The following is a 21,429-nucleotide window of genomic DNA, read 5'->3' as shown; positions in this document are numbered from 1 at the left end:
CTACTTAGCTCAACTTTGAAAGTAAAGTTGTTTGCTTCTCCCCGGCCGCCTGCTCCCCGGCCGCCTGGCTCCCCGGTGGCCGGGGAGCAGCCGCAGCCGCCGCTCCCATCGTGGCACCGGCCCGTCCGCAGGAGAAGGGCCGAAGGTGGGCGCCGGGCGGGCCGCAGGCAGGCGCTCGTGGCGTCCCGCGGGATTAGTCTTGGTCCATGGCACCATCCATCGGCGGTTTCGGCCGGGACGTCGAAACCACGCTGCAGACCGAGCGGCTGATCCTGAACCGGCCGCGCGGGGAAGACATCGACACGATGTTCCGCATCCTCTCCGACCGCCGCACCACCAGGCACAACCCCGGCGACGCCCTGAACTGGCGCGAGGAAGCCGAAGGGCTCTTCCAGCACTGGGACGAGCAGTGGGACCGGCACGGCATCGGCTATTTCGCGGTCCGTTTGCCGGATCGCGCGGAGCCCATCGGCTTCGCCGGCACCAAGCACGTCCTCTTCGACGGCCGGCCGGTGCTCAGCCTCTACTGCCGCCTCGATCACCGCTTCTGGAACCATGGCTACGGCACGGAGGCCGTGCGTGCCGTAGTCGCGCACGCCAACGAACTCCTTGAACTGCCGCCGCTGCTTGCCCGGGTCCGCCCCGACAACACCGCCTCCGCGAGGATCGTACGGGCCGCCGGATTCGAGCCCGCCCCCAGCCTTGGATCGCAGGGCGAAGATGGCTTTGAGGACGCCTACGTGCTGAACTGGACCCGGAACCTCTAGGACGCCAAGGAGCGCCGATAATGCTTGTCATTCCCTTTGCCTCGCTGCAGCCGCAGCCCTGGCGCAACGGCGGCGGCTCGACGCGCGAGATTGCCTCCGGCGGCAGCGCCGGCTCCCCCGACTGGCGGCTGAGCATCGCCGACTTGGAGAAGCCCGGGGAGTTCTCCGCCTTCCCCGGAATGGAGCGCACCTTCATGGTGGTCGAGGGCGAGGTCGCGGAGCTGACCGTGGACGGCTCGGTCCGCAGGCTGGAGCGGTTCCGGCCGTTGAGGTTCGACGGCGGCAGTGCAACTTCGTGCGCGCTGCCCACCGGCCCGTGCCGGGCACTGAACATCATGGTGCGCAGCGGCGCGGCCGGCGCCGGAGTGCTCGTGGCCGAACTGTCGAAGAAGCAGCCCCTGACGCTGGCGGAGGGCCAGTTCGCCGTGCTGCTGCAGGGCAAGGCGGAGGCTGCGGAGGGTACGCGGACCGATCAGCTCGCGCCGTTCGACACCGTCGCCGGGGGCGCTGGCCCCGCCGGCGCAACCCATGGCGTGACGATCGGCGGCCGCGGCTTCGCCGCGCTTATCTCGATCTTCGCGCTCGACGCAAGTACGTGACGCCGGCCGCTACCCGGCGTCGTTCTCCACCTTGACGGCGGACACTTCGAACTCCAGCAGGATCCGGTCCGAGACCAGCACGCCGCCGGAATCGAGGGCGGTATTCCATTTCACGCCGAATGCCTGCCGGTCGATCCGGCGCGAACCCTCGAAGCCCGCGCGCAGGTTCCCGGCGGGGTCCCGCTCCACCCCGATGAACTCGATGGGAACGGCAACCGGCTTCGTGACGCCGCGGATCGTGAGATCGCCGTTGACGATGTAGTTCCGGTCCTCGACCTGGTCGATGTGCGTGCTCCTGAAGGTGATCTCCGGGTAGTTCGGCGCATCGAAGAAGTCGTTGGTGCGCAGGTGCTCGTCCCGCTGCGCGTTGCGGGTGTCGATGCTGGCGACCTTGATGGTCAGCCGCACCGAAGAGTTGGACGGGTTCTCGACGTCGGCGCGGATGACGCCGTCGAAGTCATTAAAGGCTCCGCGGACCTTGGTGACCATGGCATGGCGGGTGGAGAACCCGATGCGCGTGTGGGCAGGGTCGAACCGCCACTCTCCGGACATCTCTGGGGTCAGTTCGGACATAGTGACGCCTCCTGGGGTTTATGGCACAAGCACTGCGTCCCCGCGGGCCGATGGATGGCAGCCCGACAGTGCATAGCGTTGCCGCTATCAACGCAATTCCAGCACATCCGATAGCGGAATGCATCTCCCGAAAGGCGGGTATACCCGCAGGCCGGGGTCCTGTTGCCGCCCCCGCGGGCGGGACTATCATCGGGCCACGCCCCTCAATAGACTGGGAGAATGACGGCCACGCAGATGCCCGACGGCATAGAGAATCTGTCCACCAGCGAATGCTGGGAACTGTTCCGGAGCACGGACGTCGGCCGGCTGGCCGTCGTGGTCGAGGGGCAGCCGGAACTCTTCCCGATCAATTACGTTGTCGACCACGGCTCGATCGTCTTCCGGACGGCGCGCGGCACCAAGCTGGACGGCGCACTGGGCGGCAGCAACGTTGCGTTCGAGACGGACGGCTACCATCCGCCCAGCAATGTCGCGTGGAGCGTCGTGGTCAAGGGACCGGCGGAGCGGCTCGCCAGCATCGAGGACGTGCTCGCCTCCAGCCTGCTGCCGCTCTTCCCGTGGCAGGGTGGCGAGAAGAACAACTTCATGCGGATTGTCCCTGACCAGGTGACCGGCCGCCGCTTCCGCGTGCAGGCCTCGTCCCGGCGGAGCCTGGGGCTCAGCGACGCCCGCCGCCTGAACGTGGAATGAGCCTGCGTGTACCCGGAATGAGCCCGGCTCAGCGCAGGTAGCCGCCCGCGTAGTGCCGGTCATAGCCGATGAAGGAGTGGTTCGAGGGGACGATCTCCTTGCCCAGCGGCGTGAGGGACACCGGGATCATCTTCAGGTTGGCGATCGCCAGCGGGATGCCGATGATGGTGACCGCCTGCGCAATCGCGGTGAGCACGTGCGCCAGTGCGATCCAGATGCCTGCCACGAGGATCCAGATGACGTTGCCCAGGGTCGACAGGACGTAAGTGCGTCCGCCCTTGTCCACCACCTTCCGGCCGAAGGGCCACAGGGCGTAGGCGCCGATCCGGAAGGACGCGATGCCGAACGGGATGGTGACGATGAGCACACAGCAGACAATGCCGGCCAGGAAGTAGCCGAGTGCGAGCCAGATGCCTCCGAGCAACAGCCAGATGATATTCAGGACAGCGTTCATGCAACCCATTGTTGCCGCTCGAGGCTGCCGGCACCATGGGGAAAGGCCCTGACCCGCCCCTAAAAGGGGAGGCCAGGGCCTTTCTGCCGGTGCCGGGTTCCGGCTAGCGGGCGTTGCGGCGGACGTTGCTCGCCGGGGCCGAGGCACGCCGGTTGCCGCGGCGGTTGTCCGGGGCCGCGGCGCGGTGTCCGGCCGATGCGGCCGCGGGAGCCGAGCGCTGGGAACCCCGGGACGACGACGGCGGCTGCGCGGCGGCGCGCTGTCCGGTGGCGGGGCGGCGCGAGCGGCCTGGCTGCTGGACGGCGTCGGTCCGTGCGGGGCGGCGGCCGTTGCCGGACGCTGCGGCCTGGCCGGCCGTGCGTGCATCACCGGTCCGGGCTGCGCCGCGGGCATCGCCTGCCCGTCCGGCGCCCCGGGAATCGGCTGCCCGTCCTGCGCCGCGGGTGGCTGCGGGCTGCCCGCCGGTGCCGGCGCCCTGCTTCCGTCCGTTCTGGCGCGCCGCGCGCTTGCGCTGCGCGTTGGCCCCGGTGGAAGTGCCCTGCTTGTGGGCGGGGCCGCGGTGGGCAGCCTTGGCCTCAGCCGCGGCACGGCGGACCTTCGGGTCCACCGCGGGGGCGGCTTCGCCGACGAGCTTCGCGACGAGCGGGGAGCTGGCCGTCACTCTCTCGAAGGCGACATCCACGCCGGCGGCCTTCATCAGCTTGCCCACTTCGAGCTTCTGCTCGGGCAGCGACAAGGTGACTACGGTGCCGTCCGAGCCGGCCCGGGCGGTGCGGCCGGAGCGGTGCAGGTAGGCCTTGTGCTCGGTCGGCGGGTCCACGTGGACCACGAGCTCCACGTCGTCCACGTGCACGCCGCGGGCGGCGACGTCGGTGGCGACCAGGACGCGCACCTCGCCGGAGGAGAACTCGGCCAGGTTCCGGTCCCGCGCGTTCTGCGAGAGGTTGCCGTGCAGGTCCACCGCCGGGATCCCGGCATCGGTCAGCGTCTTGGCCAGCTTGCGGGCGTGGTGCTTGGTTCGCGTGAAGAGCACGCGGCGTCCCAGGCCGGAAGCCAGCTCCTTGATCAGCTGCTTCTTGACGGTCAGGTCCGGGGCCACCAGCACGTGGTGCTCCATGGTGCTGACGGCTGCCTGCGGCTCGTCCACCGAGTGGGTGAGCGGATTGGTCAGGTAGCGGTTGACCAGCTTGTCCACGCCGTTGTCCAGCGTGGCGGAGAACAGCAGGCGCTGTCCCTCGGAGCCGGTGGCGTCCAGCAGGCGGCGGACCACGGGCAGGAAGCCCAGGTCGGCCATGTGGTCTGCCTCGTCGAGCACCGTGACTTCGACGGCTTCCAGCGTGAGGATGCGCTGGTTCATCAGGTCCTCGAGGCGGCCGGGGCAGGCGACCACGATATCGACGCCGGCGCCCAGCGCCTTTTCCTGGCGGGCTTGGGAGACGCCGCCGTAAATCACCGTGGTGTTCAGGCCCAGTTCCCTGGCCAGCGGCTCGATCACGGCGTTGATCTGGGTGGCGAGCTCGCGCGTCGGTGCCAGCACCAGGCCGAGCGGGCGGCCGGCGCGGCGGCGGTAGGCCGCCTCCCCTTCGGCCAGCCGCGCGACCAGCGGCAGCGCGAAGGCCAGCGTCTTGCCGGAGCCGGTCCGGCCCCGGCCCAGGACGTCGCGGCCGGCCAGCGTGTCCGGCAGGGTTTCGGCCTGAATCGGGAACGGCTCCAGGATGCCGGCGGCGGAGAGCGCGGTCACCAGCGGCGCGGGAACGCCGAGCTGCTTAAAAGAGCGCACAGAAGTAGTTAAGGTCATGGAGATCGAGAGGTACTTTCGGTCAGTGGCCCCGGCACCGGTATGGCCCAGGGTTTCGCCGAAGAAATAATCAGAGTCAACCGCCCGCGGTGGCTGCCTGCTGGCTGCAGGTCTGACGCCCCGCGCTGGAACTGCGGGAGAAGTGTGAAGCGTTCATCGACGCAGGGAACGCACCCGCGGGCGCGCTCCAAGTACCCACCAGTCTACCAGCGGCGCGCACGCCGTCCGACCGCGGCTATCCTGAGGTGGATGATGCACCAGCCTTCCACCCCGGATTCTCCCGCCCCGGACCCTGCCCCGGACAACGCCGGCCCCTCCCCCGCGTCCGCCGCGCCGGGCTCCTTCCATACCCAGCCGGTCAGCTACGTCCGCCGCGGCTCCCGGCTGCAGGGCCGCCGCCAGCAGGCCTGGGACGACTACGCGGAGGCCTTCGTCATCGACGTGCCGCGGGCGGCCGGCGACACCTCCGTGGACCCCGGCTATGAGTTCGACGCCGAGGCCGCGTTCGGGCGCCGGGCACCGCTCGTGGTGGAGATCGGCTCCGGGCTCGGCGAAGCCGTCTGCCACGCGGCCCAGGAGCACCCCGAGTGGAACTTCCTCGCCGTCGAGGTCTACCGGCCGGGCCTGGCCCAGACGCTGCTGCGCATCGGAACGAAGCAGCTCTCGAACGTCCGCGTCGTGCAGGCCAATGCGCCGGAGGTCCTCGCCACCATGCTGCCGGCAGGATCGGTTTCCGAACTCTGGGTTTTCTTCCCCGATCCGTGGCATAAGACGCGCCACCACAAGCGCCGCCTGGTCAAGGACAGCTTCGCCCCGCTGGCCGCCCGGGTCATCGAACCCGGCGGGCTCTGGCGGCTGGCCACGGACTGGTCCTCCTACGCCATCCAGATGCGGGAAGTGGGCAACGCGGCGGCAGGCTTCGTCAACGTGCACGACGGCGAACGCACGGGTCCGGCGTCCCCGCTCACCCAGGTCTGGGAAAGCGGGGTCGAACAGGAAGTGGGCGGCGCCCCGGTGCGCGAGGGCAAGGCTCCGGTGAGCACGGGCAATGCGAGCCAGAGCGAGGGCATGGACGAACTCGGCGGCTGGGCGCCGCGGTTCGAGGGCCGTGCGCTGACCAGCTTCGAGCAGAAGGCGCACGAGGCCGGCCGCGGGATCTTCGACCTGACCTTCCGCCGGACCGGGGACTGACGGCCACCGGCCGCGCCGGCGGCCGGCTCAGCCCCGGGTGACCACCGAGGCGACCGGGACCTCCTCCGCGTCCTTGATCTCGACCCGCACGATCTCCTCCGTCTCGACGGCGGTGGCGGCCGAGAGCCGGGCCCGGCCCGCCTGCGTGGCCTTCCACGTGGCGACCTGGTGCGCCTTTCCGGTGGAGTCCGTGACCCAGAGCGAGAGGATGCCGCTGTCAGGCAGGCGTTCCCCGTCCATGGCCAGCTCCGTCCCCCAGCCCTTGTGGACCAGGTCCAGCTGCACCTCCAGTCCGCTGGACGCGCTCATGGTGTAGCTGTCCTTCACCAGCCGGGGGGCGGTGACCGCGGGCCCGGCGACCGCGCCGATGACGAGCGATGCCGCGGCGACCAGCGTGACAAGGCCGGCCACCCGCCGTCGTTGCTGGCGGCGGCGCACGTGGAGTTCGGACAGCAGGCGCCGGGTGTTGTGCCGGGCCTCCTCCGGCGACGGCTGGGCCAGTTCCAGGGCGACCTCGCGCGGCACGCCTTCCAGCAAGGCCGGCAGGCCCTCGAGCCGCGCCAGTTCCGCCGCGCATTCCGGGCAGTCGCGCAGATGTTCTTCGAAGGCGCGCCGCTCGGACGGTTCCAGCCCGCCGAGGACGTAGAGCCCGATCAGCTCGCTGAGTTGCTCGTGGTTGGGTTTCATGGCTGGACCCCCATCTCCTCGAGGACGGAGCGCAGCGCCCTGGCCGCGTAGAAGGCCCGCGATTTAACGGTGCCCAGCGGCAGCGACAGGGCCTTGGCAGCATCCGCCGCCGTGAGCCTCTGGTAGTACAGGGCGAGGATGATGTTCCTGTGGTCGACGCTGAGCCGGGACAGGGCCTCCTCCATCACCACTTTGAGCAGCAGGGAATCGACCTTGTCCTCGGCGGGCGCGTCCTCCGCGGGCATCCCGGTCTCCGGTGCCCGGCGGCTGCGGCGGCGGTAATTGTCGATGATGACGTGCCGGGCCGTGCGGTAGAGGTACCCGCGCATGTTCTCCACGTCGGGACCGAGCTTCCAGACACGCAGGATGGTTTCCTGGACCACGTCGTCGGCCTGGGCCGGGTCCGAGGTGGTGGCGAGGACGAAGCGCCGCAGCGCCGCTCCGTACTCGCGGTACAGCTGCGCGACCGCTTCGTCTTCCATCGCCATGGCCGATCCCTTCGAGCATGCGCCGAATTGACACCCGTACCTGCACAGACGCCGACGGGAGGCCCCTTGGTTCAACTGCGCCGCGGCCCGCGCAGTTGAACCATTCTGGCCCCGGGGCACGTCTTTGCCAATAGTGGCCCGCACCCGGCGGCGCTGCACCGAGCCCAGCCCGGTCGAACCGATAGGACTCCTTATGAAGATCACAACCAGGGGCGCCAGCGCGCTGATGGCGGCCGCCCTCCTCGGACTCACCGGCTGTGCCGGCGGCGGAAATGACAACGAAGCTCCCCCGGCGGCGCCTGAGACCAGTGCAGCGCCGGAAACCAGCGCGATGCCCACCACGGGCGAGAGCAGTGCCGCCGCCGGATCCGTGGACCTGAAGACGGCGGACAGCTCCCTCGGCGAGATCGTGGTCGACGGCAAGGGGATGACGGTCTACTACTTCACGAAGGACACGAAGGACTCGGGCGTCAGCAACTGCACCGGCGACTGCATCGTGGCCTGGCCCCCGGTGCTGACCGAAAGCGACACCCCCAAGGTCGAGGGCGTCACGGCCAAGATCGGCACCATCGAGACGCCCGAAGGCAAGAAGCAGGTCACCATCGACGGCATGCCGATCTACCTCTGGCAGAACGACACGAAGCCGGGCGACGTGACCGGCCAGGGCGTCAACGAGGTCTGGTATGTCGTGGCTCCCGACGGGACCATGATCCGCTGACCTCAGTACTCTGGTGGGATGGCAGACATTGCATCCTGGCAGGGGATGATCGACTGGAACGAGGAGCTGCTGGTGCGGCGCACCGGCGAGGGTTCGGAGGCCTGGGCCGGGAAGGCGCGGGCCTCCGGCGTCGCGACGGAGGCGGAGCTGACCGGATGGCTCCGGGAGCAGGGCGTGACCGGCTACGCCGCCATGGCCGTTGCGTGGAAGCTGTTCGGTTACCCGGAGTTCTTCCTCAAGTCGGGCGACGAGCTGATCGACGGGCAGTATGCTGACCGGCCGGCGCTGCGCCCGATCGCCGACCGGCTGATGTCCATGGCTCTTTCCCTCGACGGGGTGTGGCTGCAGGCCCGGAAGACCTACGTTTCGGTCCATTCGCCGCGCCGCAAGTTCGCCCAGATCACGCCGGCGAACAAGGGCAGCCTGGACCTGCTGCTGCGCGTCGAGGCGGAGGACCCCCGGCTCGAGGCGGTCAAGGGCCGGTCCGGTGATCCCTTCGACCGGCGGCTGCGGTTCCGCTCGCCGGCGGAGGTCGACGACGGCGTCCTGGCCATCCTCGAGCGCGCCCTGGAGCAGAATTCCTAGACCCTTCCTCCACAGGTTCGCCCCGAAGCGCCGCCGTGCACATCCGGGCCCCCGCCGGTCCGCCCGGCCGGCATGGGCCCGTAGCGTGGCTGCATGAAGACACACACATCCATTGCGGACATGGAGGCCACGGACCGGCCGCGGGAGAAAATGGCCCGGGTCGGCATCCGGCGGCTCAGGGACGCTGAGGTGCTGGCCCTGGTCATCGGCTCGGGAACGCGGGAGGCGAGCAGCCTCGAATTGGGTCGGCTCATCCTGAAGAAGACGGGCGGTCCTGCCGGGCTGCTGGCCGTGGACGCCGAGGCCCTGAGGCAGATCCCCGGGGTGGGCGCCGCCTTGGCCGCCCGGCTGGCGGGGGCCATCGAGCTGGCGCGGCGGGCTTCGGTCAGGACTGGGGCCGCCACACAACCAGCGCCTGGCTCCGCGGCCGCGGACGCTTGCCCCGGGCCAGGGTGACCACGTCGCCGGCCAGCCCGGCCGCGAAGACGCGGCTGGCCTCGGCGCTGGTCAGGCGCCGGGTCTGGTCGAGTTCGGCGGTCAGCTCGGCCACCCGGGAACGCAGCGCGCTGACCTGGTTCTCCAGTTCGAGGATGCGCTTGATCCCCTCCAGCGAGACGCCCTCCTGGGACAGCCGCTGGACCTCGCGGAGCAGGTCGACGTCCCGCTGCGAGTACCGCCGCTGCCGGCCCCGCTGCCGGGACGGGGACACCAGCCCCATCCGGTCGTACTGGCGCAGTGTCTGCGGGTGCATTTCGGCCAGCTCGGCTGCCACGGAAATCACGAAAATCGGCGCATTGCGGTCGATGCCCATCGCCGTTCCTCCCCTCTTCACGCGTCTACAGTCGGGCCTTGGCGGCCAGCGAGGAGCGCGGGTCCGCGTCGGACGTGGCCGCGGCGAAAGCCTTCACGGCCTCCTCGGCCTGCTTGTTCAGGTTCTGCGGAACGACGACGTCGATGGTCACCAGCAGGTCGCCCGTCGCCTTCGACGTCTTGACGCCCCGTCCCTTCACCCGCAGGGTGCGGCCGGACGGCGTTCCCGCCGGGACCTTCACCTTGACGTGCTCGCCGTTCATCGTGGGGACCTCGATCTGGGCGCCCAGCGCCGCCTCGGCGAAGGTGACCGGGACATGGACGCGGATGTTGTCCCCGTCCCGGGTGTAGAAACCGTGCGGCTGGACGTTGACGGTCACCATCAGGTCGCCGTTGCCGGCCGGGCCGGGCTGTCCCTTGCCCCGGACCCGCACCTTCTGGCCGTCCTTGATACCGGCGGGGATGCGTACCTCGATCACCTCGCCGGAGGGCTCGCGGAGGCCGATCTTCGTGCCGTTGATCGAACCGGCGAAGGAAATGGAGGTCGACGCGGTCCGGTCGGCGCCTTTCCGCGGCGGTGCCTGCGGCCCCTGGAAACCGCCGCCGCCGAAACCTCCGAAGAGGTCGGCGAATTCGGGCGGGACATTGCCGCCGCCGAAACCGCCCGTTCGGGTGCCGCGGCCGGCGTGCTGGCCGAAGAGGTTGCCGAAGACGTCCTCGAAGCCGCCGGCACCGGGACCGCCGGCGCCTCCGGCCGAGAAGCGGGCTCCGCTGCCCATGGCACGGATCGCGTCATACTGCTGGCGTTCCTCGGGGTCCGAAAGCACCGAGTAGGCCTCCGAAACATCCTTGAACATCTTCTCGGCGCTGGCGTCCGACGCATTGGTGTCCGGATGGTACTTCCGCGCCAGCTTGCGGTAGGCCTTCTTGATGTCCGCGTCCGAGGCGTCCTTGGAGACACCGAGGATCTTGTAGAAATCCTTGTCGACCCAATCCTGGCTGGCCATCCGGATGCCTCCTTCTCGTCGTCGTTAATGTCGCGGGTCCCGCCGTGGCCGGCGGGACGGGTCGTGCCGGGAACTGCTTGCCCGAGGCAGGCAGTTCCCGGCAGCGGCCGTTTGGGTGTTGCCGCTTACTCCGGCACGCCCACGATGACCTGGGCGGCGCGCAGCACCCGGTCGCCGGACTTGAAGCCGCCGCGGAGGATCTGGTTGACGGTGTCCACCTTGACCTCCGGATTGGGCTGCTGCATGAGGGCCTCGTGGATGTTCGGGTCGAACTCCACCCCGGCCTCGTTGATCCGGTTCAGGCCGTACTGCTCCAACACGCCGTCCAGCTTGGTTGCGATCGCGGCGAACGGGCCGTCCGTGAGGTCGCCGTGCTGGCGGGCGGCGTCGATGTCGTCGAGCACCGGCAGCAGCGAGTTCAGGACGCCGATGACAGCCATCTCTCCGGCCACCGCCCGGTCCCGTTCCACGCGCTTGCGGTAGTTGACGTACTCCGCCTGCAGCCGCAGCAGGTCATTGCGGAGCTCCTCGACCAGGGCCTGGTCGGCCTCGGGTTCGGCCGAGGCCTCGTTGAGGATCTGCTCGGCCTGCGCCAGTGCGTCCCCGGAGTCGTGGGCCGCGTCCACGGGAGTGACATCCTCATGGTCGTGGCCTGCTGCCTCCGCGGAGGCCGCCGCATCCTGGGCGGCAGCCTCCTCCTGCGGCCCACGGACCTTGCCCGTCTCCGGGTCGATCTTCCGGTTGTCGCGGAAGCTCACCGGCTCTGACTCGTGTTCGTGCTCGTTACCGTGGTGGGGCATCGTTACTTCTTCTCTTCCTCGTCGACTACTTCGGCGTCGACAATGTCCTCGTCGGCGTTGGCAGATCCGGCTCCGGGAGCGCCGTCACCAGCAGGAGCGCCTTCACCGGGAGCGCCGGCCTGGGACTGCGAGTAGATCGCCTCGCCCAGCTTGGTCTGCGATGCCTGGAGCTTCTCGAACGCGGCCTTGACCTCGTCGTCGTTATCCTGCTTCTCCAGGGCGGCCTTGAGGGCGTCGACGTCGGCCTGGACCTCGGTCTTGACCTCGGCGGGCAGCTTCTCGTCATTGTCGGTCAGCAGCTTGCCCACGGAGTAGGCCAGCTGTTCGGCCGAGTTGCGGACGTCGGCGGCCTCGCGGCGCTTCTTGTCCTCGGCGGCGTGTTCCTCGGCCTCGCGGACCATGCGGTCGATGTCATCCTTGGACAGCGCGGTGCCGCCGGTGATGGTCATCGACTGCTCTGCGCCGGTGCCCTTATCCTTGGCGGAAACGTGCACGATGCCGTTGGCGTCGATGTCGAAGGTGACCTCCACCTGGGGGACGCCGCGCGGGGCCGGCGCAATGCCGGTCAGCTCGAAGGTGCCCAGCGGCTTGTTGTCCCGGGTGAACTCACGCTCGCCCTGGAATACCTGGATGGCGACGGAGGGCTGGTTGTCGTCCGCGGTCGTGAAGGTCTCCGAACGCTTGGTCGGGATGGCCGTGTTGCGCTCGATCAGCTTGGTCATCACACCGCCCTTGGTCTCAATGCCCAGGGACAGCGGGGTGACGTCGATCAGCAGGACGTCCTTGCGCTCGCCCTTCAGGACGCCGGCCTGCAGGGCGGCGCCGACGGCGACGACCTCGTCCGGGTTCACGCCCTTGTTGGGCTCCTTGCCGCCGGCCATCTCCTTGACCAGGTCGTACACGGCCGGCATACGGGTGGAACCGCCGACGAGCACGATGTGGTCGATGTCGGAGACCTTGATGCCGGCCTCCTTGATGACGTCGTGGAACGGCTTCTTGGTGCGCTCCAGCAGGTCCGCGGTCAGTTCCTGGAACTTGGCGCGGCTGAGGTGCTCGTCCAGGTGGACCGGGCCGTCGGGAGTCACGGAGAGGTACTGCAGCGAGATGTTGGTGGAGGAGGCCGAGGACAGTTCCTTCTTGGCCTGCTCGGCCGCTTCCTTCAGGCGCTGCAGCGCGATCTTGTCGTTCGACAGGTCGGCGCCCTTGGCCTTGGCCTGCTTCAGCAGGTAGTCGACGACGCGCTGGTCCCAGTCGTCGCCGCCGAGGCGGTTGTCACCGGCCGTGGCGCGGACCTGGATGGTGGAGAAGTCGTCCTCGTCCTTGCCGACTTCCAGCAGCGAGACGTCGAAGGTACCGCCGCCGAGGTCGAAGACCAGGATGAGTTCGTCTTCCTTGCCCTTATCGAGGCCGTAGGCCAAAGCAGCGGCGGTGGGCTCGTTCACGATGCGCAGGACGTTCAGGCCGGAGATTTCGCCGGCTTCCTTGGTGGCCTGGCGCTCGGCGTCGTTGAAGTACGCCGGAACGGTGATCACTGCGTCGGTGACCTTCTCGCCCAGGTAGGACTCGGCGTCGTGCTTAAGCTTCTGCAGAATGCGGGCGGAAATCTCCTGGGCGGTGTAGTTCTTGCCGTCGATTTCCTTCTTCCAGTCGGTGCCCATGTGGCGCTTGACGGAAGAGATGGTGCGCTCGATGTTGTTGACCGCCTGGCGCTTGGCGATCTCGCCGACGAGGACCTCGCCGGCCTTCGAGAAGGCGACAACGGAGGGCGTGGTGCGTCCACCCTCGGCGTTGGCGATAACGGTGGGCTCGCCACCTTCCAGCACGGAAACCACGGAGTTGGTTGTTCCGAGGTCGATACCTACTGCACGAGACATACGCTTGTCCTTTCTTGGCTGGCCTGGCGGCCACGGATCTCAGGCGTGCCGGCCCCAAAAAGGGCGGCTCGGGATTGAGCGTTCTGAGCTCAAGTTTACTCAGGGCCTCGGGGATGTCAACCCAACTTGAGCCGTTGGCACTCAAGTTTGGAGGTGCACCCGGACTGCTCCAGGCCACCCCCTGTCCGGAAACGCCGGAGGGGGCGGCCACCCGGCCGCCCCCTCCGCGGGAGCCACGAGCTCCATGGGACCACATGCCCGTCAGGGTCAACGCCCATGGGGATCAGACGTCGATAGGGATCATGCGTCGATGTAGGCGGGCGGCTTCGCCGGTTCCCCCTGCCGCGTTCCCCGCGACAGCTTTCCCGGCCACCAGATGCGCCGGTCGAGGTCGTAGGAGAGCGCGGGCACCAGCAGCGAACGCACCAGGACGGTATCCAGCAGCACCCCGAACGCGACGATGAAGGCCAGCTGGGCCAGGAACAGGATGGGAATGACCCCCAGCGCCGCGAAGGTGGCGGCAAGGACGATGCCGGCGGAGGTGATGACGCCTCCGGTCGCCCCGAGGCCGCGGAGGATCCCCGGCCGGGTGCCCAGCCGCAGGGATTCCTCGCGCACCCGGGTCATCAGGAAGATGTTGTAGTCCACGCCGAGGGCCACGAGGAAGACGAAGCCGTAGAGCGGGACCGACGCATCGGCTCCCGGGAACCCGAACACGTGGTTGAACAGCCAGGCCGAGACGCCGAGGGCCGTGAGGTAGGACAGGGCGACGCTGAGGATCAGCAGCACCGGCGCGACGACGGAGCGCAGCAGCAGCATCAGCACCACCAGGATCACGGCCAGCACGATCGGGATGATCTTCAGCAGGTCGGCCTGGGCCGAGTTGTTGGTATCCAGCGCGACGGCGGTGGTGCCGCCGACCAGGGCCCCGCCGTCGACCGCGTCGAGCGCGGCGCGCAGCTCGGCCACCGTCTCCTCGGCGGCCGAAGAATCCGCGACGTCCGCCAGGGTGGCATTGATGAGGACCCGCCCGTCTTCTTCCACGACCGTGCCGCCGGCCGCCAGCAGTTCCGCGTCGGCCACCCCGTCCTGGCCGCGGACAACCTCGAGGACCTCGTCGCGCAGCGCCTCGTCGGCGATGATGACGGCGGGCGACCCCGATCCGGCGTCAAAGTGCCGCGCGAGGGCATCCTGGCCGTCCGCGGAGTCCGTCTGGACCAGGACCAGCTCCGACTGCGGCACCCCGTGGGCCTGCAGCTGCAGCACGCCCAGCGATCCCGCCGCCAGGACCGCCAGCGAGACCAGCCAGGTCAGCCGCGGCCGGTGCGCGATGAGTCCGGCGATGCGGCGCCAGATTCCGCGCAGGCCCTCCGCCCCGGCGGGAACATTGCCCTCGGCGGACCGGTGCGCGTGCCGACCGGGCCGCGGAACGATCGGCCAGAAGGCCCCGCGGCGGAAGATCAGCAGCAGGGCCGGCAGCAGCGACAGCGCGGCGACTACCGAAAAGACGATGCCGATGGCCGCGATCGGCCCCAGGCTGCGGTTGGAATTCAGGTCCGAGAACAGCAGGCAGAGCAGCGCCAGCGTAACCGTCGCCCCGGAGGCGACGATTGGTTCGACCGCGGCGCGGTACGCCGTGCGCATCGCGCACCAGGCGGATTCCTCCTCGCCGAGGGCCTCCCGGTAGCGCGCCACCAGCAGCAGCGCATAATCCGTGGCGGCGCCGATCACCAGGATGAACAGAATGCCCTGGCTCTGCCCGCTGAGCTGGATCCAGCCGAGGAGCGCGAACCAGTAGACGACCAGGATGGCCGCGCACAGGGCGAAAACCGAGGTCAGCAGCACCAGGAACGGCAGCAGCAGGGCCCGGTACACCACGAGCAGGATGAGGAACACGGCCGCGAGCGCCACGCCCAGCAGCAGCCCGTCGATGCCGCCGAACGCCTCGACCAGGTCGGCCACGAAGCCCGCCGGACCGGTCACGTAACCGGTGGCGCCGTCCGGCAGCTCGGCCGCCAGCACGTCGCGCAGCCCGTCGACGGAGGCACCCACCTCGCCGTCGTCGGGCACGGGGACGATGAACTGGACCGCAGTGAGATCCTCGGCGGGAATCGGACCGGCGACCTGCGGACCGCTGCCGGACGCCAGGCCCGCCGCCTCGCCGAGCTGCTGCCCGAGCGGGGCGAGGCCGCCGAGCTCCTGCGGCGCCAGCGGGGCGTCGAATTCGACAACGACGACGGCGGGCACGGACTCGGAATCCAGGAACCGCTGCTGCCACTCCCCCGCCTCCGTCGACTCCGCACTCTGCGGCAGGAAGCCGGCCTGGTCATTGGTGGACACGTCCGAGAGTTTGCCGAAGGTCGGCCCTCCGAGGCCTGCCGCGGCCAACCAGGCCAGCACCACCAGCACGGGCACGAACACTCTCAACCAGCGGGACATCCGACCGGCCTTTCTTTGGAGGAAGCAGGCTTTTAGCTCCACTATAAAGTATCTCCATCATGGAGATACTTTGGCCGGCGCCGATGAATCCCTGTCCGCGGCCAATCGTGACTAATAGCGCAACAAGCGGCCGCGCCGTTACCTCTCACGCTGTGGCGCAGAGTACCCTCCCACTATGAAGGAAGAGGTCTACTCGCACGGCCACCACCAGAGCGTCGTCAGCGCGCATGCCGTCCGCACCGCCGAGGACTGCGCCGCCTACCTGCTGCCGCATCTCAAGCCGGGAATGCGGCTGCTCGACGTCGGCTGCGGGCCGGGCAGCATCACCGCGGACCTGGCCGAGCTCGTCGCCCCCGGCGAGGTGGTCGGCCTGGACCGCTCCGACGATGTGCTGGAGCAGGCCGCCGAGCTCGCCGCGCTGCGCGGGGTGGACAACGCCGTCTTCGTCAGCGGCAACATCTACGACCTGGACTACGACGACGACACCTTCGACGTCGTCCATGCCCACCAGGTGCTCCAGCACCTGACCGATCCGGTGGCCGCGCTGTATGAGCTGCGGCGCGTGACCAAGCCGGGCGGCATCGTCGCCGTGCGGGACGCGGACTTCCACGGGATGAGCTGGTTCCCGGAACTCCCGGAGCTGGACGAGTGGATGGACACCTACCAGCAGATTGCCCGCGGCAACCGCGCCGAGCCCGACGCCGGCCGCCACCTGCTCTCCTGGGCGCAGGCCGCCGGGTTCAGCGACATCAGCCCGTCCTCCTCCAACTGGCTCTACGCCACCGAGGAACAGCGCACCTGGTGGGGCAACGTCTGGTACGAGCGGGTCCTGCACTCGGCGTACGGCGAGCAGGCGCTGGACCGCGGCCTGCTGGACCAGGCCGGGCTGGACCGCCTCGCGCAGGGCTGGCAGGAGTGGGCCATGGCCGCGGACGGCTGGTTCCTCATTCCCAACGGGGAGATCCTCGCGCGCAAACCCTGACCAGCAAGCCCCGAGACCCGCCGGCGCAGCAGCGCCGCCCGCCGGCCGACCTGGCCCGATAGAGGAGCCCCATGCCCCTGCATACCCGTGAACAAGAGCACTTCGACGTCGTCGTCATCGGCGGCGGACACAACGGCCTGGTAGCCGCCACCTACCTGGCACGAGCCGGCCGCTCCGTGCTGGTGCTGGAGCGGCAGGACCACCTCGGCGGCGCCGCCGTCTCCGCCGAGGTTTTCCCCGGCACGGACGCCCGCCTCTCGCGCTACTCCTACCTGGTGAGCCTGTTTCCGCAGCAGATCATCGACGACCTCGGCCTGGACCTGCGGCTGATCCGACGCCGCTACTCCTCCTACACGCCCCTGCCAGGCACGGATGCGGGCCTGCTGGTGGACAACGAAGATCCCGAGGCGACGCGCGCGTCCTTCGCGGCCGTGGACGCGGCAGCCGACTTCGAGGCCTTCGGCCGCTTCTACGAGCGCACCGGAGCCATCGCCGAGCGGCTGTGGCCGACCGTGACGCAGCCGCTGCCGCGGCGCAGCGACGTCCGCGCCCTGCTGGATGATGACGAGCTGTGGGCGGACTTCTTCGAGCGGCCCCTGGGCGAGGCGATCAAGACGGCGTTCCGGTCCGATCTGGTCCGCGGCGTGGTCCTCACCGACGGGCTGATCAGCACGTTCGCCCGCGCCGAGCAGAAGGACCTGCAGCAGAACAAGTGCTTCCTGTACCACGTGATCGGCGGCGGGACCGGTGACTGGGACGTCCCGGAAGGCGGCATGGGCGCGGTCAGCGGCGCGCTGGAAAAGGCCGCCCGGGCGGCCGGCGTCCAGTTCCGCACGTCGGCCGAGGTCACCGCGGTGTCACCTGGCGGCGAGGTGGCGTACGACGGCGGCGCCGACGGCCCTTCCACGGTGCACGGGGAGTTTGTGCTCGCCAATGTGGCCCCGCAGGTGCTGGAGCGCCTCCTGGGCGACGCGGCCACCGGGACAGCGGCTCCGGCATCCGGCCGGGCCGAGGGTGCGCAGGCCAAGGTCAACCTGCTGCTCAAGCGGCTGCCCCGGCTCAAGGACAGCAGCCTGGCGCCCGAGGCGGCCTTCGGCGGCACCTTCCATATCAACGAGGCGTACACCCAGCTGGAGCGTGCCTACACAGACGCCACGCGCGGCTCGGTTCCGGCTCCGCTGCCGGCCGAGATCTACTGCCACACGCTCGCGGACCCGTCGATCCTGCCGGAGCGCCTGCGGCGGGAAGGCGCCCACACACTCACGGTCTTCACCCTGCAGACTCCGCACCGGCTGCTGACCGAGATAGACAATGACCGGCTGCGGGAGGAACTGCAGCGGGCGGTGCTCGATTCGCTCAACTCCGTCCTGGCGGAGCCGGTCGAGGACTGCCTCATGACCGACGCCGACGGCCGCCCCTGCATCGAGACCAGGACCACCCTCGACCTGGAGCACAGCCTCGCGATGCCCGGCGGCAGCATCTTCCACGGCCCGCTCTCCTGGCCGTTCGCCGAAGACGACGAGCCCCTGGACAACGCGGCGCGGCGCTGGGGCGTTGCCACCGGCCACGAGCGCATCCTGATGTGCGGCGCCGGCGCGCGCAGGGGCGGCGGCGTCAGCGGCCTGGGCGGCCACAACGCCGCCATGGCGCTGCTCGAAGAAGGCTGACCGGCGCTGCAAGGATTTCGGCCGGCGGACACGTTGTGTGGCCACGGCCTGGCCAGCGTAATATCACCTCGTGCAATTTTCCCTGTGGCTCGCCCTGGTGGGCGCCGGCACGGTCATCAGCCTGACCCCCGGCGCGGGAGCCATCAACACGATGAGCAACGCGCTCAATACCGGCTTCCGCCGCTCCATTTGGGGCATCCTCGGGCAGCAGGCCGCGCTGGTCGTCCACCTGGCCATCGTCGCCCTGGGGGTGGGCCTGCTGGTGGCCAGTTCACCGACGGCGTTCTACGCGATCAAGTACGCGGGCGCCGCCTACCTTATCTACTTGGGTGTCCGCCAGCTGCTGGCCAAGCCGGAGGCGGAGGAGGCCGTGGCCCTCAGCCGGCGGAACGAGCCGGCGTGGTCGATGTTCCGCCGCGGCCTGTGGGTGAACCTGCTCAATCCCAAGGCCGTGGTGTTCTTCCTGGCGTTCGTGCCGGGCTTCATCCGGCCGGAGACGCCGCTGGCACCGCAGTACATGGTGCTGGGAGCGACGATCGTGCTGATCGACATCCTCGTCATGTGGTTCTTCTTCGCCGCGGCCGCCCGGACGTTCCAGCGCTTCACGCGCAGCACCCGCGGCCAGCGGATCATGAGCACGGTCTTCGGCGCGCTGTTCATCGGCGTCGGCCTGCTCCTGGCCTTCTTCTAACTAGAATCGAGCCTATGTACCGGATCATCACCGTCTGCACGGGCAATATCTGCCGCTCGCCCATGGCACAGTACGTGCTGACCAAGGCCCTGGCGGAGGCCGGCCTGGCGGCCCGGGCAACGGTCGACTCGGCCGGGACGTCGAACTGGGAGGCCGGGCGGCCGATCGACGGGCGCGCGGCGGCGCGCCTCAAGCTGGCGGGCCTGCCCAGCACCGGCCACCGCGCGCGCCAGTTCCTGCCGGCCTGGTACCGGGAGCGCGACCTGATCCTGGCCCTGGACATCGACCATTACGAGCAGCTCCGGGCGGACGCGCCGGACGAGGACTCCCTCGCCAAGGTGCGGATGTTCCGTTCCTTCGATCCCGCCCTGGCGGACGAGGAGCCCGCGGCGCAGGGTATCTACGATCCGTGGTTCGGGGACGAGGCGGACTTCGAGGCCAGCTGGGACATGATCAGCGGGGCGGTTCCGGGAATCGTGCAGCACGTCAGGGCCGCTCTTGCAGCCCGCTGACAGGCCGGTGCTCATCGCCGTCGATGGCCGGTCCGGGGCGGGCAAGACCACCCTCGCCCTGGAGCTTGCCGCTCTGCTGCGCCGCCACCGCAGCGTCGGCGTTTTCCATCTGGAAGACATCTACCCCGGCTGGAACGGCCTGGAGGACGGCCGGCGCCGGTACTGGGAAACGGTGCTGGAACCGCTCTCGCGCGGCCTGAGCGCACGTTGGACGGCGTGGAACTGGACCGCGGACACCGACGGCGAGCGCCGCGTCACCGAGCCCGCCGAGGTCGTGATCCTGGAAGGCGTCGGAGCGGCCGATGCCGCCGCCCGGCAGCTCCTCGATGCGGTTATCTGGATCGAAGCGGACGCCGGACAGCGGCGCACCCGCGCCATTGCCCGGGACGGCGCTGGCTACGAACCCTACTGGGATACCTGGGCCGGGCAGGAGCAGAAATGGCTGGCCGCCGACGATGTGGCCGGCGCCGCTGACATCGTGGTCCAGGACAGCCCGGACCTGCTCTCCCCCTCCGCCGTCCTGCGGGCTCTGCTCGACCTGCCGCAGCTCGAGCCGCTGCTGGCTCTGGAACGATCGCACCTTCCGGGACCGGAGCTTCAGGTGGAACGGCTGGGCAGCTGCCCGGATTCCGCCGCCCTCTTCCGGGCCCTGTACGGCGCCTCGTCCCACGCCGTATGGCTGGACAGTTCCAACGCGGCCGCGGGCCGGCCTGTGGACCGGAACGCGGTCAGCATCATGGCCGACGGCGGCGGTCCGCTGGGGGCGCTTGCCGAGCACCGGGCGGGGACCACCACTATCACCCGGGGCCGGGTGAGCGTCCGGATCCGGGGTCCGTTCTTCCGCTGGCTGGACTCCGTCTGGGGCGGGGCGGCAGTGCAGCTCCCCGACGACGTGCCGGAGGGATTCGCGCTCGGCTGGATCGGGTGCCTGGGCTATGAACTCAAGCGCGAAACCGGGGGCAGCGACGTCGCCGCGCCGACTCCGGACGCGGCGCTGATCTTCGCCGGGCGGGGCATAGTGCTGGACCATCAGCGGCAGCTCACCTACCTGCTGACGCTGACCCACGCCGCCGGCCTCGACGAGGCGGCTTCCGCCGAGGCGGCGCGGTGGCGGGAGCAGGCCCGCCGGGCCATCGGAGCGCTGTCCGCCGGTGCGCCAGACGGCGGGGAGCAGGATGCGGGTGCGCCGTCGGACGGCGGGGAGCAGGAGGGACGTGCCCCGTCCGCCGCGGCACCGGCCTTCACGCTGCGGGACAGCCGGGCCTCCTACCTGGACAAGGTGCGCCGGGCACAGGCGGAGATCACGGAGGGCAATTCCTACGAAATCTGCCTGACCACCCAACTGGCTGCCGATGCCTCCCCCGGCCTTGACGACCTGGGCACCTACCTTGCCCTCCGCCGTCGCAATCCCGCGCCCTTTGCCACCTACCTGCGGTTCGGCGACCTGACGGTGGCCAGCACGTCCCCGGAGCGGTTCATGAGCATCCGTGCCGACGGGTGGCTGCGGGCGGAGCCGATCAAGGGCACGCGCCGGCGGCTGGAGGACCCGGCGGAGGACGCGGCGGCCAAAGCCGAGCTGGCGGCGAGCCCGAAGGACCGGGCCGAAAACATCATGATCGTGGACCTGCTGCGCAACGACCTCAGCCACTATGCCGTGCCGGGGACGCTCCGGGTCAGCCGGCTGTGCGCGATCGAAAGCTACGCCACGGTGCACCAGATGGTCTCCACGATCGATGCGCAGCTCCGGCCGGACGCTTCCCGGGCCGAGGCCGTGGCCGCCGCGTTCCCTGCCGGCTCCATGACCGGCGCGCCGAAGATCAGCACGATGGAGATCCTCGACCAGCTGGAATCCGGCCCCCGCGGCATCTATTCCGGGGCGGCCGGCTACTTTTCCCTCAGCGGCGCTTCCGACTTGTCGGTGGTGATCCGCACGCTGGTCCGCCACGGCAGCCGGCTCAGCCTCGGCGTGGGCGGTGCCATCACCGCCGACTCGGACCCGGCCGCAGAGTGGGACGAAGTCCGGGCGAAGGCCTTCGGGGTGCTCTCGACCCTCGGCGCCGCCTTTCCGGACTGACAACATCCTGCTGCTGCATCGTC

General features: G+C 69.7%; 22 protein-coding genes. 12 read left to right on the top strand and 10 right to left on the bottom strand.

The window, feature by feature from the left end:
- The first annotated feature begins 206 nt into the window (after window positions 1-206).
- Together WFH44_RS13160 and WFH44_RS13155 are read left to right on the top strand one after the other, a co-directional pair.
- A complete protein-coding gene (locus tag WFH44_RS13160; protein WP_336714345.1) occupies window positions 207-767 on the top strand; it encodes a GNAT family N-acetyltransferase in 561 nt (186 codons plus the stop codon).
- 20 nt (window positions 768-787) lie between these two features.
- Entirely contained in the window at window positions 788-1,366 is a 579-nt protein-coding gene (locus tag WFH44_RS13155) for a HutD/Ves family protein (RefSeq protein WP_336714343.1), read from the top strand.
- Window positions 1,367-1,375: 9 nt separating this feature from the next.
- Here the strand turns inward: WFH44_RS13155 and WFH44_RS13150 are convergent, their stop codons facing one another.
- Window positions 1,376-1,939 carry a YceI family protein gene (locus WFH44_RS13150; protein WP_336714341.1) on the bottom strand — a complete coding sequence of 188 codons (564 nt, stop codon included), beginning with the start codon at window positions 1,937-1,939 and terminating at the stop codon, window positions 1,376-1,378.
- Window positions 1,940-2,158: 219 nt separating this feature from the next.
- Here WFH44_RS13150 and WFH44_RS13145 point away from each other — a divergent pair, with 219 nt between their 5' ends.
- Window positions 2,159-2,629 carry a pyridoxamine 5'-phosphate oxidase family protein gene (locus WFH44_RS13145; RefSeq protein ID WP_336714340.1) on the top strand — a complete coding sequence of 157 codons (471 nt, stop codon included), beginning with the start codon at window positions 2,159-2,161 and terminating at the stop codon, window positions 2,627-2,629.
- Window positions 2,630-2,657: 28 nt separating this feature from the next.
- On the opposite strand, the gene WFH44_RS13140 is transcribed toward WFH44_RS13145, so the two are convergent.
- Together WFH44_RS13140 and WFH44_RS13135 are read right to left on the bottom strand one after the other, a co-directional pair.
- Window positions 2,658-3,083: a YccF domain-containing protein gene (locus WFH44_RS13140; RefSeq protein WP_336714338.1), complete on the bottom strand. Its 426-nt coding sequence runs from the start codon at window positions 3,081-3,083 to the stop codon at window positions 2,658-2,660.
- Between the two features lie 103 nt (window positions 3,084-3,186).
- The gene (locus WFH44_RS13135) at window positions 3,187-4,863 is read right to left on the bottom strand and encodes a DEAD/DEAH box helicase (protein ID WP_336714337.1); all 1,677 of its coding nucleotides are present in this window, start codon (window positions 4,861-4,863) and stop codon (window positions 3,187-3,189) included.
- A 267-nt stretch (window positions 4,864-5,130) separates the two neighbouring features.
- Between WFH44_RS13135 and trmB the strand changes: the two genes are divergently transcribed.
- Window positions 5,131-6,072 carry a tRNA (guanosine(46)-N7)-methyltransferase TrmB gene (trmB, locus tag WFH44_RS13130; RefSeq protein WP_336714335.1) on the top strand — a complete coding sequence of 314 codons (942 nt, stop codon included), beginning with the start codon at window positions 5,131-5,133 and terminating at the stop codon, window positions 6,070-6,072.
- A 27-nt stretch (window positions 6,073-6,099) separates the two neighbouring features.
- Here the strand turns inward: trmB and WFH44_RS13125 are convergent, their stop codons facing one another.
- Complete coding sequence (locus WFH44_RS13125; protein ID WP_336714333.1) at window positions 6,100-6,759, bottom strand: zf-HC2 domain-containing protein; 660 nt, start codon at window positions 6,757-6,759, stop codon at window positions 6,100-6,102.
- Complete coding sequence (locus tag WFH44_RS13120; RefSeq protein WP_336714331.1) at window positions 6,756-7,247, bottom strand: sigma-70 family RNA polymerase sigma factor; 492 nt, start codon at window positions 7,245-7,247, stop codon at window positions 6,756-6,758. Before WFH44_RS13120 ends, WFH44_RS13125 begins: the two co-directional genes overlap by 4 nt.
- A 193-nt stretch (window positions 7,248-7,440) precedes the next feature.
- On the opposite strand from WFH44_RS13120, the gene WFH44_RS13115 reads away from it, so the two are divergent.
- From WFH44_RS13115 to WFH44_RS13105, 3 genes are all read left to right on the top strand, one after another.
- Window positions 7,441-7,965, top strand: a complete 525-nt coding sequence (locus WFH44_RS13115) for a COG4315 family predicted lipoprotein (protein ID WP_336714330.1) — start codon at window positions 7,441-7,443, stop codon at window positions 7,963-7,965.
- Between the two features lie 18 nt (window positions 7,966-7,983).
- A complete protein-coding gene (locus WFH44_RS13110; RefSeq protein WP_336714329.1) occupies window positions 7,984-8,550 on the top strand; it encodes a DUF5655 domain-containing protein in 567 nt (188 codons plus the stop codon).
- Between the two features lie 93 nt (window positions 8,551-8,643).
- Complete coding sequence (locus WFH44_RS13105; RefSeq protein WP_336714327.1) at window positions 8,644-9,006, top strand: UPF0758 domain-containing protein; 363 nt, start codon at window positions 8,644-8,646, stop codon at window positions 9,004-9,006.
- Here WFH44_RS13105 and WFH44_RS13100 read toward each other — a convergent pair.
- From WFH44_RS13100 to WFH44_RS13080, 5 genes are all read right to left on the bottom strand, one after another.
- Window positions 8,936-9,361, bottom strand: a complete 426-nt coding sequence (locus WFH44_RS13100) for a heat shock protein transcriptional repressor HspR (protein ID WP_264797438.1) — start codon at window positions 9,359-9,361, stop codon at window positions 8,936-8,938. The genes WFH44_RS13105 and WFH44_RS13100 overlap by 71 nt on opposite strands.
- A gap of 25 nt (window positions 9,362-9,386) precedes the next feature.
- Entirely contained in the window at window positions 9,387-10,367 is a 981-nt protein-coding gene (locus WFH44_RS13095) for a DnaJ C-terminal domain-containing protein (RefSeq protein ID WP_336714325.1), read from the bottom strand.
- Window positions 10,368-10,492: 125 nt separating this feature from the next.
- On the bottom strand, window positions 10,493-11,167 hold the full coding sequence (locus WFH44_RS13090) for a nucleotide exchange factor GrpE (protein ID WP_336714324.1): 675 nt from the start codon (window positions 11,165-11,167) through the stop codon (window positions 10,493-10,495).
- Between the two features lie 2 nt (window positions 11,168-11,169).
- Window positions 11,170-13,041: a molecular chaperone DnaK gene (gene dnaK / locus WFH44_RS13085; protein ID WP_336714322.1), complete on the bottom strand. Its 1,872-nt coding sequence runs from the start codon at window positions 13,039-13,041 to the stop codon at window positions 11,170-11,172.
- A 300-nt stretch (window positions 13,042-13,341) separates the two neighbouring features.
- The gene (locus WFH44_RS13080) at window positions 13,342-15,480 is read right to left on the bottom strand and encodes an MMPL family transporter (protein WP_336714321.1); all 2,139 of its coding nucleotides are present in this window, start codon (window positions 15,478-15,480) and stop codon (window positions 13,342-13,344) included.
- Window positions 15,481-15,655: 175 nt separating this feature from the next.
- Here WFH44_RS13080 and WFH44_RS13075 point away from each other — a divergent pair, with 175 nt between their 5' ends.
- From WFH44_RS13075 to pabB, 5 genes are all read left to right on the top strand, one after another.
- Entirely contained in the window at window positions 15,656-16,462 is an 807-nt protein-coding gene (locus WFH44_RS13075) for a class I SAM-dependent methyltransferase (protein WP_336714320.1), read from the top strand.
- Window positions 16,463-16,533: 71 nt separating this feature from the next.
- Window positions 16,534-18,129 carry a phytoene desaturase family protein gene (locus WFH44_RS13070; protein ID WP_336714319.1) on the top strand — a complete coding sequence of 532 codons (1,596 nt, stop codon included), beginning with the start codon at window positions 16,534-16,536 and terminating at the stop codon, window positions 18,127-18,129.
- 70 nt (window positions 18,130-18,199) lie between these two features.
- Window positions 18,200-18,820 carry a LysE family transporter gene (locus tag WFH44_RS13065; RefSeq protein ID WP_336714318.1) on the top strand — a complete coding sequence of 207 codons (621 nt, stop codon included), beginning with the start codon at window positions 18,200-18,202 and terminating at the stop codon, window positions 18,818-18,820.
- Window positions 18,821-18,834: 14 nt separating this feature from the next.
- Entirely contained in the window at window positions 18,835-19,332 is a 498-nt protein-coding gene (locus tag WFH44_RS13060) for a low molecular weight protein-tyrosine-phosphatase (protein ID WP_336714316.1), read from the top strand.
- Window positions 19,319-21,406: an aminodeoxychorismate synthase component I gene (pabB, locus tag WFH44_RS13055; protein ID WP_336714315.1), complete on the top strand. Its 2,088-nt coding sequence runs from the start codon at window positions 19,319-19,321 to the stop codon at window positions 21,404-21,406. The genes WFH44_RS13060 and pabB overlap by 14 nt, the downstream gene beginning before the upstream one ends.
- The last annotated feature ends 23 nt before the right edge of the window (window positions 21,407-21,429 follow it).

Source organism: Arthrobacter sp. USHLN218 (assembly GCF_037144715.1).
Lineage (GTDB): Bacteria > Actinomycetota > Actinomycetes > Actinomycetales > Micrococcaceae > Crystallibacter.
The sequence above is the reverse complement of the archived record's forward strand: the minus strand, read 5'-3'. Positions and strand labels throughout refer to the sequence as shown.

What these genes read in the sequence shown, in the direction of transcription:
- dnaK (WP_336714322.1), bottom strand. Translation starts at nt 13,041, where the DNA reads ATGTCTCGTGCAGTAGGTATCGACCTCGGAACAACCAACTCCGTGGTT.
- WFH44_RS13080 (WP_336714321.1), bottom strand. Translation starts at nt 15,480, where the DNA reads ATGTCCCGCTGGTTGAGAGTGTTCGTGCCCGTGCTGGTGGTGCTGGCC.
- WFH44_RS13115 (WP_336714330.1), top strand. Translation starts at nt 7,441, where the DNA reads ATGAAGATCACAACCAGGGGCGCCAGCGCGCTGATGGCGGCCGCCCTC.
- WFH44_RS13110 (WP_336714329.1), top strand. Translation starts at nt 7,984, where the DNA reads ATGGCAGACATTGCATCCTGGCAGGGGATGATCGACTGGAACGAGGAG.
- WFH44_RS13070 (WP_336714319.1), top strand. Translation starts at nt 16,534, where the DNA reads ATGCCCCTGCATACCCGTGAACAAGAGCACTTCGACGTCGTCGTCATC.
- WFH44_RS13120 (WP_336714331.1), bottom strand. Translation starts at nt 7,247, where the DNA reads ATGGCGATGGAAGACGAAGCGGTCGCGCAGCTGTACCGCGAGTACGGA.
- WFH44_RS13155 (WP_336714343.1), top strand. Translation starts at nt 788, where the DNA reads ATGCTTGTCATTCCCTTTGCCTCGCTGCAGCCGCAGCCCTGGCGCAAC.
- WFH44_RS13090 (WP_336714324.1), bottom strand. Translation starts at nt 11,167, where the DNA reads ATGCCCCACCACGGTAACGAGCACGAACACGAGTCAGAGCCGGTGAGC.
- WFH44_RS13145 (WP_336714340.1), top strand. Translation starts at nt 2,159, where the DNA reads ATGACGGCCACGCAGATGCCCGACGGCATAGAGAATCTGTCCACCAGC.
- WFH44_RS13100 (WP_264797438.1), bottom strand. Translation starts at nt 9,361, where the DNA reads ATGGGCATCGACCGCAATGCGCCGATTTTCGTGATTTCCGTGGCAGCC.
- WFH44_RS13060 (WP_336714316.1), top strand. Translation starts at nt 18,835, where the DNA reads ATGTACCGGATCATCACCGTCTGCACGGGCAATATCTGCCGCTCGCCC.
- WFH44_RS13125 (WP_336714333.1), bottom strand. Translation starts at nt 6,759, where the DNA reads ATGAAACCCAACCACGAGCAACTCAGCGAGCTGATCGGGCTCTACGTC.
- trmB (WP_336714335.1), top strand. Translation starts at nt 5,131, where the DNA reads ATGATGCACCAGCCTTCCACCCCGGATTCTCCCGCCCCGGACCCTGCC.
- WFH44_RS13105 (WP_336714327.1), top strand. Translation starts at nt 8,644, where the DNA reads ATGAAGACACACACATCCATTGCGGACATGGAGGCCACGGACCGGCCG.
- WFH44_RS13095 (WP_336714325.1), bottom strand. Translation starts at nt 10,367, where the DNA reads ATGGCCAGCCAGGATTGGGTCGACAAGGATTTCTACAAGATCCTCGGT.
- WFH44_RS13150 (WP_336714341.1), bottom strand. Translation starts at nt 1,939, where the DNA reads ATGTCCGAACTGACCCCAGAGATGTCCGGAGAGTGGCGGTTCGACCCT.
- WFH44_RS13160 (WP_336714345.1), top strand. Translation starts at nt 207, where the DNA reads ATGGCACCATCCATCGGCGGTTTCGGCCGGGACGTCGAAACCACGCTG.
- WFH44_RS13140 (WP_336714338.1), bottom strand. Translation starts at nt 3,083, where the DNA reads ATGAACGCTGTCCTGAATATCATCTGGCTGTTGCTCGGAGGCATCTGG.
- WFH44_RS13075 (WP_336714320.1), top strand. Translation starts at nt 15,656, where the DNA reads ATGAAGGAAGAGGTCTACTCGCACGGCCACCACCAGAGCGTCGTCAGC.